Here is a 12,766-nt window from a genome sequence, read left to right as displayed (position 1 = left end):
CGGGGGATGCGTCGCAATTCGCTGGTGGGAATGTTTGCGCGTCAGGTCACTAGTTCCCTTCTCGACCACGCGACGACGGCAAGGCGTGCATTCGGCCCCTTTCTCGAATTTCGTTGGAGAGACGAGCTATGAAGCGGACGCTTCTGCGTTTGTCGGCATTGACCGTGGTCATGTCGCTGGGCACTTACGCCGTCGTCGAGGCACAGCGCAGTCATCGCACGGCGCAAGCCGAAGCGTCGGCCGTCGCCGAATCCGGTGGCACATCCGGCGAGCCGGCTGCGTTTGTCGTCGATGAACGAACCGTCAAGCCGATGCCGCAACCGACGGTGCTGGAAACCGCCGCTGACGATTCAGCAGGAAGCGGCGACACGACGCAAACCGGCGGCGCCGCACAGACAGGCGGCGCGAATCCGTTTGCCGGCGCGAAATGGGACTCGCGTTATCCGCCCGACTCGAGCACCTCGCCCGACACCGGCGCTCCTCCGAAGCCCGAGGCCGAAGATCCACAAGGCATTCCCGCCGCGCCCGAAGCCATGCGCCGCTACGACGCGCAACAAGCCGCCGGCCGCGGCGGACCAGGCGAGATCCGCCCGCTGACGTATGCCGACGAGCCGACGGCCGCCCAATCTCCGGATGACCCGGCCGAAGCCGCCGCATCGGAAGCGGCACGTAACGAACCGACGTTGGCGCCGCCGCGCGCCTCGAATCCGTTTGCTGCGCATCCGGACGGACCGCCGCCGGCCGCGCCCGAGGTTTCTTTCGACAGCCCGTTGCCGGAAGAGCCGTCGGCTTTCACCCCGGCCACGGAATCGGCTGCCACAGAGCAAGTGCCTGTCGCCGCGGCCGCGGGAGCTGCGACGGCCGGTGCCTTCGCCGCTACGGATCGTTATCGCCGCACGCCCGCCGCTGCGGGCGCTCAAGCGCGTGAACCGGCACTTCTGCCTGGCGAGTCTGCAGACGATCAACAGCCACCGGCCTTGGCCGATACAGGCAACTTCTCGCCACCGGCCGGCCGCACGCGCGTCGAAGGAGGCTCCGAAGGGCAAGGGCGTCCCGGTGGCCGTCACCTGGAAGGCCCGCAAGCGCCTCACCTGACGATCGAGAAAATCGCACCTCAGGATGTTCAAGTCGGCAAGCCGGCTGTGTTCGTCGTCAAGGTGCGCAACACTGGCGGTGTCGCCGCGGCGCATGTCGAGATTCATGATTCCATCCCCAAGGGAACGCAGCTCATCAGCACCACGCCACACGCCACCGAGCAAGAGGGCGACGTCGTATGGTCGCTCGGCACGCTCAAGCCTACCGAAGAAGCCACGGTGCAACTGGAAGTAATGCCCACCACCGAAGGGGAAGTCGGCAGTGTGGCAACGGTCCACTTCGCCGCTGAGTCGTCGGTCCGCACGCTCGTGACGAAGCCCGTCCTGCAACTGGATATCCGCACCGAACGCGACGTGCTGTTGGGCGAGGACATCGCGATGGCCATCTCGCTGAAGAATACCGGCACCGGAACTGCCACCGGAGTCGTACTGCGCGAGGTCGTGCCCGAAATGCTGCAGCATCCGGCCGGGCCTGAGTTGGAATACGAGATCGGCATGCTCAAGCCAGGCGAGATGCGCCAGCTCGAATTGAAAATGCACGCCATCAAGGCAGGCAAGGTTCAAAACACGATTTCCGCGATCGGCGAAGGGAGCGTTCGCGTCGATCAACAGGCCGAGTTCGAAGTCGTCGCCCCCGCTTTGACTGTCAAGATGGAAGGGCCGACTCGAAGGTACCTCGATCGCCAGGCGACCTACACCGTCACCATTTCGAATCCAGGCACCGCCACGGCCAAGGAAGTCACACTTGTCACGCATCTGCCGGCCGGTATGAAATTCGTCGAAGCCAACAATGCCGGGCAGTACGATCCCCGTACGCGCAGCGTGCAATGGCTGCTTGAAGAACTGCCAGCGAGTGAATCGGGTAGCGTCACATTGACCACCGTGCCGATCGAGGCAGGCGAGCAGGTCGTTCGCATCGAAAGCACCGCCGACCGTGGCCTCTCGGCGCAAGAGGAAAAAACGATCCTCGTCGAAGGCGTGGCCGCGATTAACTTCGAAGTCGTCGACATTGCCGACCCGGTCGAAGTCGGCGGCGAGACCGGCTACGAAATCCGCGTCGTCAACCAAGGCACAAAGTCTGCTACGAACGTGCAGGTCGTGGCGTTACTGCCTGAGGAACTCAAGCCCATCAGCGCCGAAGGGCCCGCCCGCTACACAATCGACGGGCAGCGCGTGCTGTTCGAGCCGCTGGCACAAATCGCGCCAAAAGCCGACACGACCTACCGCGTGAAAGCCGAAGGCCGCGGCGCCGGCGACGTCCGCGTGCGGGTGCAAATCCTCACCGACGAAATTCGCACCCCGGTCACCAAAGAAGAAAGCACTCGCGTCTACGCCGACGAACAGTAAGAGAAATCGCAGATTGCGTCTCTTGTAGGGTGCTCTGCGAGCACCAAGAAATCGCGCGCGATGCCGCGGTGCCCACAGGGCACCCTACCGGACGATTCTCCGTATCTGACCGGCTTCACGATTTCCTAGTGAATCGTTTTCCGCCGCAAGCGCAACGGCGCCGTAGACGACCATTTCTTCGCCGAGTTGCGCCGGCAGAATCTGGTACGTGCCACGAAAGGGCGGAAAGACGTACCGCTCGACGTCTCGTCGTAGCGGCACGTAGAAATACTCTTCGCCCAAGAGCGACACGCCACCGCCGATCACCACCGCCGCCGGCGACAACAGCGTAATGACTTGGGCAATCGCCCACCCCAGCACCTGTCGCGACTCCGCCAGCCCCGCGAGCGCGAGTTGGTTGCCGGCCACGGCCGCCTCGCCGACAATTTTGGCCGTCAGCAGTTCGAGATCGTTGCCCGTTCGCCCGTTCAGATCATCGAGGTCGGCGATCTGTGCCTGGGCCATCATCCGTCGGACCGTCGCCACGATGCCTGGGCCTGCCGCGCGCGATTCGACCGTTTCATGATCATCGTTCGCGTCCAGCCCTGGCCGCAGGTGTCCGATCTCGGCCGCGCCGTGTCCACTGCCGCGATAGACGTGCCCATCGACGATGAAACCGCCGCCGATGCCGGTACCGACGGTGATATAGAAGATCGGATCCAGCCCACGCCCCGCACCGTAATGCGCTTCGGCCAGCCCACCCAGATCGGCGTCGTTTCCCAAAACCGTCGGAGCGCTAAATTCCTTCTCGCACCACTCGGCGAGTGGAAAGCCGTTCCATCCGGCGACCTGGTGACTGGTCACGATATGCCGGCCATCGGCCGCAATCGGGCCACCGAAGCCTACGCCAATCCGCTCGATCGCGTGTCCCGCGACAAGCGGTCGCGCCGCGTTGCGAATCTGCTCGATGATCCCCGGCGCCCCATTCTCGGCGTGTACGTCCAGTCGCACGAGTTTCGCGAGCGGCGGCCCGCTGCGCTCGCCCACGCCCAACTGCAACTTCGTGCCGCCGATTTCAATGCCGAGAAACATAATATTCCACTGGTTCTGGTGTAATTCAGCGCTCAGCGCTTAGTCATTTAGGTGCAGCATACTACCGCAGCACGAGGAGCCGCGCAAGACGAATGCTGGGTGCAGGAGGTGAGAGATCTATCGCGATTCCAACTGCCACAGCAGGATACTTCCGCCGGCGGTCGAAACCGCGAGGCTCTTCCCTGAGCGAGAAAATTCCACCGCATGCGGACGGCTCGTCAGACCGCTCAGTTTCGCCAGTTCCTTCAGGTCTGGGACCGATAGAATTTGCACATAAGGATCCTCCTCATAGGAACCAACGGCTGCCAGTCGACCATCGTTCGAGAAGGCCACCGGCCCTCCATGCCTTCCCGGGAGCGATGCTCGGCCCACGACCTTGCCATCGGCAATGTTGGTCAGGGCTACAGGGTGATCAACCGCTTGCGGGCCGAACCATCGTTGCTCGAGTAACATTTGCCCCTCGGGCGACAATGCAACGGACAGTGGCGCACCTGGCGCTCCGCTTGGAAATCTCGCGATCTCGGCCCCCGACGAAGTATCTAACTCGTGTGTGCTGTTACCGAATTGCATGATCAGCCGAGAGCCGTCTCTAGAGAATAGTCCGTATCCGAGCGAAGGTGCGCCTCCGAATACAGCCCCGGGCTTCGGCAATTTTACTCCGTCCGGCTCCGTGGGCCGCTCTGTTAGCAGCTTGCCTGATCCGGTATCCCAGCGGCGCAAGCGCAGATCGTCTCCCCAAGACGCGAGTACTTTGCCGTCAGGTAGAAATCGAAGCGCCCGACACCCGCCGGTTTTGCCATGCCCTGGACTTCGCCATAATTCACTCCCCGATGCAATACTCCAAACACGAATACTGTTGTCTAGTATGGACGCGGCGACCATTGCACCGTCAGCGGAAACGTCCATGGCTCGAATCCAACAGACGTCAAAGTTCCCATTATCGATTGTCGTAACGCGAGTTTGTTTGCCGCTTGCCACGTCCCACACTCGCAATGTGCCGTCATCTCCGGACGAAATCAGCAGGTCGTCGTCGGGCGTGAATTTTAAGATGCCCGGCGGCAGCGTATGTCCTGGCAATTCCTCGCCCATGCGTTTACCCGTCGCCAGATCCCATACTGCCATTCGCGTATCCCAATCGCTTGCAGCGGCAAGCCGGGTGCCATCGCGTGAAAAAGCCAGGCTCGTGTAGTTCGACATCGGCACCTCGAACCGATGTGCGACCTTGCCCGTGGCGGCTTCCCAAACGGCAACGCCACCCCGCGCGTTGCTGCCGTTGATCGGCGCAGCGAGCAATCGTCCGTCCCGCGAAAACGCTACGGATTTTGGGTGCCAGAAATTCACATCTTCAACCGATAGCCCCCGCTTCTGCTCAGGAGCTGCTAAAGGAACGACGAACACGCCCAGTTGTTCGGATTGATAAGCCCCAACGGCGAGCGTTGAATCCTCGGGCGAGAACGCTAAAGAGAGAACCAATACGGATTGTCGCGGGTTATGGCAGACGTCGACCTCGCGTGGCTCTTCCTCTAGCTGCCATTTCCACAGTCGCACGATTCCGTCGTCCGAGCCGACGCCAATGGTTTCAGCATCCGGCGAAAATGCCATCGAGCGCACTTTCTTCTTGCCGATGCCACGCCTGGCAATCTCAGAGCGAGTGGCGACGTCAAAGACACATAGCTTCGACTCCCCGTCGACAAACCCATCAGCCGCAATCGTGCGTCCGTCCGCGGAGAGGGCGACACCCTCGCCGTGAAATTCCTCGATGTTGATTCGCAGCCGCTCACGTCCGGTGTCGGCTTCGACGATCGCCAGCCACCATAGCGGTCGTTGACCATCCTTGCGAAACGTCATACCGCGAGTGGCGAAGAATCGACCGTCAGAAGTTGCCACGGCTCGCGTAAATTGTTCGTCGCCTGAATTAAGGATGCGAATCGAGCGTTCGATGCGCCCCGTTTCGGCATCCCAACGCTCGAAAGCGCCGCCGGTGGTCAACATCGAACTGGTGTGCGTGCCAGGCAGAAATACCACGGCGAGCGCCGAATGCGTCGGTCGATAGCGTTTCGTCCCCAACCGCGCGATGACACCCGGCGGTAACGGATCCTCGTCGCCGTCGACTTCCGACGCCTGTAGCTGCTCAACAGCGAGCACACTTAGAAAAAGGCAAGCCATGCAAAGTACGCGCAGCAATACGACGTCCGAGAAAGACAGTCGGCTGTGATCGCAATGCCTCGGCACGCTGTCACTCCTTCGCGGGCGACGACACGTACAGGAGATTCTTCTTACTTCCCGTGCCCGCTGGCGGCCGGCGCGCCGTTCTTGGCGTGGCGCCCTTCGTTGTTGATGCGGGCGAAGACGTCGTTCAGCACCCAATGAAAGACGCACAGGTGAATGCTCTCGACCATGCCCATATCGTCGAGTGGCACGTGCAGACCACTGTGGGCCATGCCGCGCAGCTTGCCGCCGGCGAAACCGGTGAGGCCGAACGTCTTCAGACCGTGACGGTTCGCCCAATCGACGGCGGCCAGCACGTTCGGGCTGTTGCCCGACCCGCTGATCGCCAGCACGACGTCCCCCTTGCTGCCGTAGTTCATCAACTGCTGGACGAAGATCTGGTCGTAGCCGACGTCGTTCCCCACGGCCATGATCCAGCCGAGGTTATCGGTCAGACTGAGAACCTTGAGCCGCTTCTTAGATTCGTCCTTCAGGTCTTTCTCGTGCAGGCTGCTCTTGCCCAGATCCTCGGCGAAGTGCGAGGCCGTGGTGCCCGATCCGCCGTTGCCGAAAATGAAGACGAACTTCTCGTTCTGCCAGGCCTCGAAGATCAAGTCGGCCATTTGGCGGATTTCGGCATGCTCGACGCGATCGATTTCCTTGTGCAGTCGATCGATATACGGTCCGACTTCCAGCTTGGCACCTAACATCAGCAGTCGCTCTCCGGTAAACGTCTTGAAGTTATTTGATAGCCGGTCCAGGGTGAGGACGGTCGCGTGTCAAGATTTCCGCCTCGCGCGACAAAGTACAACCGGCCGGCAAACGAGCAGGGTTGACCCAGGATAGTTTAATGCCCAAGCATCACACGGACCAGCCATGCGGTGGGCATGCTTATCCGCCGTTAGCGGAAAAGCATGGCACGATGCCGAGGGCTTGCAGCCGGTGTGCGACGCCGCTCACCCTTCTTCGAGCGCCCGGCGGCGCCCTTCGCCGACGTTTACGAACGAGGCGATGCCTCCGCCGATGATGAAAAATACCAGCAGGCTCAAGATCGCCAGGTGTGGTTGGCCGGTCCACGCGCGAATCGAGCTGAACACGATCGGGCCGGCGAAGCTGGTGGCTTTGCTCGAAAGGTTGAAAAAGCCGAAGAATTCCGCGCTACGGCTGGCCGGCGTCATCAGGGCCATGATCGCGCGGCTCACGCTCTGGATGCCTCCCATCACCAGCGCCAGCACGGCTCCCATGATCCAGAACTGCACCCTGGTACTGATGAAAAACGCGGCAATCAACCAGCCCATGTAGACGACGATGCATGCCATTAAAGTAGGCTTTTCCCCCAGCTTGTTCGACAGCCAGCCGACAAAAAGCGCACCGGGCATCGACACAAACTGGATCATCAACACGACGAAAATCAGCTCGCCGGCGCCGATATCGAGCGCCTCTTTCGCAAAGACGGTCGACTGCGTGATGATCGTCGCGACGCCGTCGTTGTAGATCAGAAATGCGATCAGGAAGATAAACAGCGTCCGATAATCGCGCACCCCTTTCAGCGTGTGCATGACCTCACCGATGGCACGTCGACCGGTCGCCATCAACGATTCTTTGCCCGCTCGAGGCTTCACGCGATCGCGCAGAATCAACAGTGTCGGCAGGCTGAAGACGGCCCACCACACCCCCATGATCAGCAGCCCCAACCGCAACCGCGGCGCGAGGACGTTATCGCGCGATTCCAAAGTCTGGCCGGCGACCGGTCGTAAGCCGAGGGACAGCGTCTCGGGCAAGTCGGCCGCCGGGATACTCTTACTCTTTTTCAGAAGGGCTTCACGGTCGTACGCTTGGTACCCATCCTCGTGCGTCAGCCAGATCGAGCTGGCCGCGGCAATCGAAGTCGGCGTGCCGAAATCAAATACCAGCGGATGTGCCAAAGTGCCGCCGCTGACGGTTACCGCCGCCAGTGCCGCGGTCTCGCCGTGACCGGCCGCCTTCAGCTCAATGGCCAGTTCGGACGCGGCCAGCGCGACGGGATATTCATAAGACATGAACTCGCCGGCCGACGTGCGCAGCGTTTCCTGCCGATGGCCGTCGATCAACAGTTCCACGGGGCCATGTGCGTCGGTGAGGTCGCCGACCGTGATCCCCACCTTGTAATCACCCGGCGGCAACGCCACCGCGAAGTTAACATCCTGCCCCAGCACGCAATCACCCGCGAGATCCGTGGGCAAACCGATATCGCCACCGAACATCACGATCAACACTCCGATCAACAGTGCCAGCCCGCCGCCGACATATCCCATCGCAAAGCCGTAGGCCGAGATGCGATTCATGTTCGACTCATCGGCAATCTCGGGCAGAAACGCGTTGTAGATGCCCCACGCCAGCTCGAAGCTCAATACGGTGATGAAAAACAAGCCCACGAATGCCCACGACATATCGACGGGCACGAAATACATGGCGATGCCGGAAAGAGCGCCAGAGAGCGTCAACACCGATAGCCAGAATCGCTTACTCGCGTGCGCATCGCTCACCGCGCCCAAGAGCGGCGAAAGCACCGCGGCAAAGAACGTCGAAATCCCGATCGTGTACCCGTAAGCCACATCGCCCGTCACGCCGGGCAGCACGACCTGGGTGAGGTACAACATCAGGATCGTGATCTGGAACGTCGAAAAGGCGCTATTCGCCCAGTCGTACATCGTCCAGGCGAATATTTCGCGCCGCTTCACGGGGATCGCAGCGGGCGTGGTGTCAATCGTGCTCAAGGCGTCTGCCCGAAATGGTGAACGAGGTGGGAGCCTGGTCGACCTTTGTGGCACCAGGCGGGCGCATTATGGGGCCGCGCGAGCCAACCGGGCAAGGCGGGTTTGACCGTTCAGTGGTCCTTGCACATGAAGTTGCCTTCCTTCATGCGGTTGCGAGACGAGGGCAAACACCCTGGCCGCGCACCGCGACTATGCCTGTTATTCTAATCGGCATCTGTTATTCGTCTTCGACGGTGCCATATTGCCCACATGATTTCGCACGACTACGCTGAGATTCATGGCATTCGCGACGCGCATCCTTTGCCTGCTCATGCGAACCTCATAATCCAAACACGCCTAGCCGGTGTCGGCCGATGAACAGCCGTGCCATTGCTCGATCCCTCACACTGTCGATCTGTGCGTCGTTATTCGCGGCTTCCCAGGGCTGTGGCCCGGCGATGGATTCCGCGCCACCAGCGGCAACACACAGCGTCGAAACGCCCGTAGCAGATTCGACCGCGCACTTCGAAGTTCGTACCCCCGCGCGCAAAACGCTGTCGCGCGTCACCGAGCAACCTGGCAAGATCGAGGCTTTCGAAGAGTCGCTGATTTATCCCCGCACGGCCGGCTATGTGGAACGAGTGTTATTCGACATCGGCGATCACGTTACCGGCCCGCGCTACGACAATGACGGCCACCTGATGACGCCGGGGCAGGCGCTGATCGAACTTTCGGTGCCCGCGATGCATGAAGATTTCGCGCAGAAAAAGGCCCTGTGCGCGCAAGCTAGTGCGCAACTGGAACAAGCCCAGGCCCAGGTCAAAGTGGCCGAAGCCGTGGTCGCCAGCAGCGCCTCGCAAATCGAGCAGGCCAAGACGCAAGAAGAAGGGGCCGTCGCCGAGTTCGAACGCCGCATGGCCGAACACGGTCGCGTGGCCGAGTTGGGGCGCAGTTCGGCCGTATCGCAAAAGGTCGTCGACGAAAGCAAAAACCAATATCGCGCCGCCGAGGCCGCCCGGCGTGACGCCACGGCCCGAGTGCAGTCCGCCAAATCGACTTTGGCCGAGAACGAAGCCCTGGTCGTTAAAGCCCGCACTGACGAGGCCGCAGCCGCAGCCACGCGCGAGGTCGCCGCGGCCGACCTGCAGCGCGCGCACGCTCAAATCGATAGCGCCACGGTCCGCGCGCCGCTGGATGGCGTGATAACAGCGCGGACGGTCGAGGTAGGTCAGTTCGTGCAACCGGTCACCGAAGCTGGTGCCGCGCCGCTGGCGGTCGTTGTGCGTGCCAATCCGCTGCGTGTGTTTGTCGAACTACCGGAAGACGAAGCAGCGCTTGTCGACGTCGGCGATCCCGTGACCTTGCGCGTGCCCGCGGTGTCCGGCCTAACAGTCGAATCAACGATCGCGCGCACGGCCTGGGCCTTGAACAGCACGGCCCGTACCCTGCGTGCGGAAATCGACGCTCCCAACGCTGACGGCAAGCTTCGCCCCGGCATGAGTGCCGCGGTCACGATCTCGCTCGTCTCACGGCCTGACGTGCTCACCGTACCCCGCGCGGCCATCGTACGGCGAGACGGCCAGGCCACCTGCTTTGTCGTTCGCGATGGCAAGGCAATCGCCACGCCGATCTCGGTCGGGCTGGAAATCGGCGACGATGTCGAAATCATTACTGGTCTGATGGCCGACGATCCGGTCGTCGTCGCCGGCGCCGCTTCGCTTGTCGATGGTCAGCAAGTTTCAATAAACGCGGCGCCGGTTAAGTCATAATCGCGATTCGCGAGTCACGTCCGCGATCATCGCTATCGCGAATAGCGCGCAATCGCATCTCGATCGAGCTCGATTCCCAGGCCGGGGCCGTCGGGAATTCGCAGCATGCCCTCGCTGTCGAGCTTGAAGGGCTCTGTGAGAATTTCCTCGATGTACGGCACACCCGTCTGGAATTCGACCCACCGCGCCACCGGCAGCGATGCCACCAGGGCCAGATCGGCCGCGACGCCGATACCTGTGTTCCAGCCGTGCGGCACCAGCAGCACACCGTGATCGTACGCCAGCCATCCCAGCCGGCGCGCCTCGCCCAATCCGCCGCACTTAGTCACGTCGGGCTGAATGATGTCGAGCGCCCGCCCGGTGATGAACGGCAGGAACGCTTGCCGGCGCGTCAACACTTCGCCGCTGGCGATCAGCACCGGCGAATTCGCTCGCAGTTCGCGAAAGCCGGCCACATCGTCCGGCTGCAGCGCCTCTTCGAACCATACGACGCCGTAATCGCCAAGCATGCGCGCCGTTTCGCGTGCCCAGGTGACGCCGTGCGGCCAGAACTGTTCGCTGCCGCCGGCGTCGACCATGATCTCGATGTCGTCCCCCACCGTGTCGCGCGCGGTCTTGATCAGCACTTCGTCGAACTTCCGGCTGACGCGCCCAAACGGCCGCCAGCCGAGCTTGATGGCACGAAAGCCGCGCGCCCGTTGCTCCAGCAATTTCTCGCGCAACAGCGGCGGATCCTCGAACAACATCGACGCGTAAGGCTTGATCCGATCGCGGTACACCCCGCCCAGCAATCGTCCGACCGGTTGACCGAGCGCCCTTCCGCACAGATCCCAGAGCGCAATGTCGATGCCGCTGATCGTGTGTTCGACCGATCCGCCACGGCCGAGCCAGAACATTGACTGCCGCAGTTTTTCGGCGACTCGATCGGGCTCCAGCCCGCTCTCGCCGATCAGGTGCGGCCGCAGCAGCTCGAGTGATCCTTCGACAAGCGTCCGCGTGGTGTAGCAACTGCCGATGCCGGTCACCCCTTCGTCGGTACGCACCTCGACCAGCGTGTTGTATTGCACGTTCGGATCGGTGCCGCCGGGCCAGCCGTGATCGTGCGTGGCCCCCCCCAGGGCAATCGTGACAACTTCCGTGATTTTCATATTGCCTCACTCACCACGTTGATTCTGCCGGCCTTCCGCGATCGTCCGGCGCGGCACGCACGGTTGAAACTGCATCACGAGGCGAGGATACTCACCCGTCGACGACTTCCGCAAGCCGTCGCGTCACGATCCCGACGAACTTTGCGAGGAACCACGATGACCAGCCGCGCCTCGACCGAATATCGCTACGAAAAGCTGACCTGGCCCGAGATCAATGACGCGATCGAGCTGGGCAAAGTCTGCATCCTGCCGTGCGGCGCCGTCGAGCAGCATGGTCCGCATCTGCCGTTGGATGTCGACCTGATCTGTCCGACGCAAATCGCGCTCGGTGCCGGTCAGGCGGTCCCGGACAAAGTCCTGGTGCTGCCGACGGTCGCCTACGGCTACACGGGGCACGTGATGGATTTTCCCGGCACCATCAATAACGACTTCGAGCATTTCATGCACCACGTGCTCGATATTACGAAGTCGCTCGCCTATCACGGCTTCAAGAAGATCGTCCTGCTCAACGGTCATGGCTCGAACATGCCGAACCTCGACCTGGTCGCCCGGCGTACGAATCTCGAGACCGACGCCGAATGCATCCTGGCCGCGTGGTGGAACCTGTTGACGGTCGACAAGGAATTCCTGCCGCGCTGGCGGCAGAGCAAATTCCCTGGCGGCTGCGCGCATGCCTGCGAGCTCGAGACGTCGCTGTACCTGTACCTCGACGGCGATAACGTTCGTCACGACCTGATCGAGAACGGGACGATCAGCATGAACGAAGAAAACAGCCCCTTCAATTGGGTCGACCTGTTCGCGGCCGGCCCAGCCACACTCGTCTCGTGGACCAGCAGCTACTCCGAGACAGGCGTGTTGGGCGAAGCCAAGTTGGCAACTGCCGAAAAAGGACGCCAAGCCTACGAAGAAGCAGTCAAACAACTGGCCCTCTTCGTCACGTATTTTCACGGCCGCCCGGCCGACCGCCGCCAAGACCACCACCGCCGCACGCCAACAATGCCGATGCCCTGGGGCCAACGTCCGATCGGGTGAGGAGAATATTTCACCGCGGAGACACGGAGGAAGTGGGCAGCCGGCAGAGGGCCGTGAGGGAAGTGATGAGTGCAGAGCGGAAAATTCGCTTTTGCTCGACAATCTTCTAGCTTGGGGCAAAAACACTATCCCGAAGCGCGAGCGAGGGGTTTTTGTTCAAGGTGGGGTGCGTCTGTGACGCACCAGGATTTGTTTATCCGCAGATTGAGCAGATTTGCGAAGATTAGAAGCCAGGGATCAGAAGAGTGGTGTGTCTCGGACACACCCTACAAGTACTTAGAAAATCCGGCCACGAAAAGTGCGAAAAGGCACCAAGAGAAAGTTAGGGAACTGTGCCTAGAGAATTCTCTGTGGCCTCGGTG

8 protein-coding genes are annotated in these 12,766 nt (G+C 61.7%); 3 read left to right on the top strand and 5 right to left on the bottom strand.

The window, feature by feature from the left end:
- Positions 1–128 precede the first annotated feature (128 nt).
- Positions 129–2,441: a hypothetical protein gene (locus VGN12_22825; GenBank protein HEY4312300.1), complete on the top strand. Its 2,313-nt coding sequence runs from the start codon at positions 129–131 to the stop codon at positions 2,439–2,441.
- An 84-nt stretch (positions 2,442–2,525) separates the two neighbouring features.
- Here VGN12_22825 and VGN12_22820 read toward each other — a convergent pair whose 3' ends face one another.
- The 4 genes from VGN12_22820 to VGN12_22805 form a co-directional block, all read right to left on the bottom strand.
- Positions 2,526–3,512 carry an ROK family protein gene (locus VGN12_22820; GenBank protein HEY4312299.1) on the bottom strand — a complete coding sequence of 329 codons (987 nt, stop codon included), beginning with the start codon at positions 3,510–3,512 and terminating at the stop codon, positions 2,526–2,528.
- Between the two features lie 117 nt (positions 3,513–3,629).
- On the bottom strand, positions 3,630–5,678 hold the full coding sequence (locus tag VGN12_22815) for a WD40 repeat domain-containing protein (protein ID HEY4312298.1): 2,049 nt from the start codon (positions 5,676–5,678) through the stop codon (positions 3,630–3,632).
- Between the two features lie 110 nt (positions 5,679–5,788).
- Positions 5,789–6,430: an SIS domain-containing protein gene (locus tag VGN12_22810; protein ID HEY4312297.1), complete on the bottom strand. Its 642-nt coding sequence runs from the start codon at positions 6,428–6,430 to the stop codon at positions 5,789–5,791.
- Between the two features lie 246 nt (positions 6,431–6,676).
- Positions 6,677–8,476, bottom strand: a complete 1,800-nt coding sequence (locus VGN12_22805) for an MFS transporter (GenBank protein HEY4312296.1) — start codon at positions 8,474–8,476, stop codon at positions 6,677–6,679.
- Between the two features lie 353 nt (positions 8,477–8,829).
- Between VGN12_22805 and VGN12_22800 the strand changes: the two genes are divergently transcribed.
- Positions 8,830–10,224: an efflux RND transporter periplasmic adaptor subunit gene (locus VGN12_22800; GenBank protein ID HEY4312295.1), complete on the top strand. Its 1,395-nt coding sequence runs from the start codon at positions 8,830–8,832 to the stop codon at positions 10,222–10,224.
- Between the two features lie 32 nt (positions 10,225–10,256).
- Here the strand turns inward: VGN12_22800 and VGN12_22795 are convergent, their stop codons facing one another.
- Positions 10,257–11,372 carry a mandelate racemase/muconate lactonizing enzyme family protein gene (locus tag VGN12_22795; protein ID HEY4312294.1) on the bottom strand — a complete coding sequence of 372 codons (1,116 nt, stop codon included), beginning with the start codon at positions 11,370–11,372 and terminating at the stop codon, positions 10,257–10,259.
- A gap of 156 nt (positions 11,373–11,528) precedes the next feature.
- Between VGN12_22795 and VGN12_22790 the strand changes: the two genes are divergently transcribed.
- Positions 11,529–12,404: a creatininase family protein gene (locus tag VGN12_22790; GenBank protein HEY4312293.1), complete on the top strand. Its 876-nt coding sequence runs from the start codon at positions 11,529–11,531 to the stop codon at positions 12,402–12,404.
- Positions 12,405–12,766: the final 362 nt, after the last annotated feature.

The organism is Pirellulales bacterium, assembly GCA_036499395.1.
Taxonomy (GTDB): domain Bacteria; phylum Planctomycetota; class Planctomycetia; order Pirellulales; family JACPPG01; genus JACPPG01.
Note: the sequence above shows the minus strand (reverse complement) of the source record. Positions and strands in the feature narration are given on the sequence as shown.

What these genes read in the sequence shown, in the direction of transcription:
- VGN12_22825 (HEY4312300.1), top strand. Translation starts at nt 129, where the DNA reads ATGAAGCGGACGCTTCTGCGTTTGTCGGCATTGACCGTGGTCATGTCG.
- VGN12_22820 (HEY4312299.1), bottom strand. Translation starts at nt 3,512, where the DNA reads ATGTTTCTCGGCATTGAAATCGGCGGCACGAAGTTGCAGTTGGGCGTG.
- VGN12_22815 (HEY4312298.1), bottom strand. Translation starts at nt 5,678, where the DNA reads ATGGCTTGCCTTTTTCTAAGTGTGCTCGCTGTTGAGCAGCTACAGGCG.
- VGN12_22810 (HEY4312297.1), bottom strand. Translation starts at nt 6,430, where the DNA reads ATGTTAGGTGCCAAGCTGGAAGTCGGACCGTATATCGATCGACTGCAC.
- VGN12_22800 (HEY4312295.1), top strand. Translation starts at nt 8,830, where the DNA reads ATGAACAGCCGTGCCATTGCTCGATCCCTCACACTGTCGATCTGTGCG.
- VGN12_22795 (HEY4312294.1), bottom strand. Translation starts at nt 11,372, where the DNA reads ATGAAAATCACGGAAGTTGTCACGATTGCCCTGGGGGGGGCCACGCAC.
- VGN12_22790 (HEY4312293.1), top strand. Translation starts at nt 11,529, where the DNA reads ATGACCAGCCGCGCCTCGACCGAATATCGCTACGAAAAGCTGACCTGG.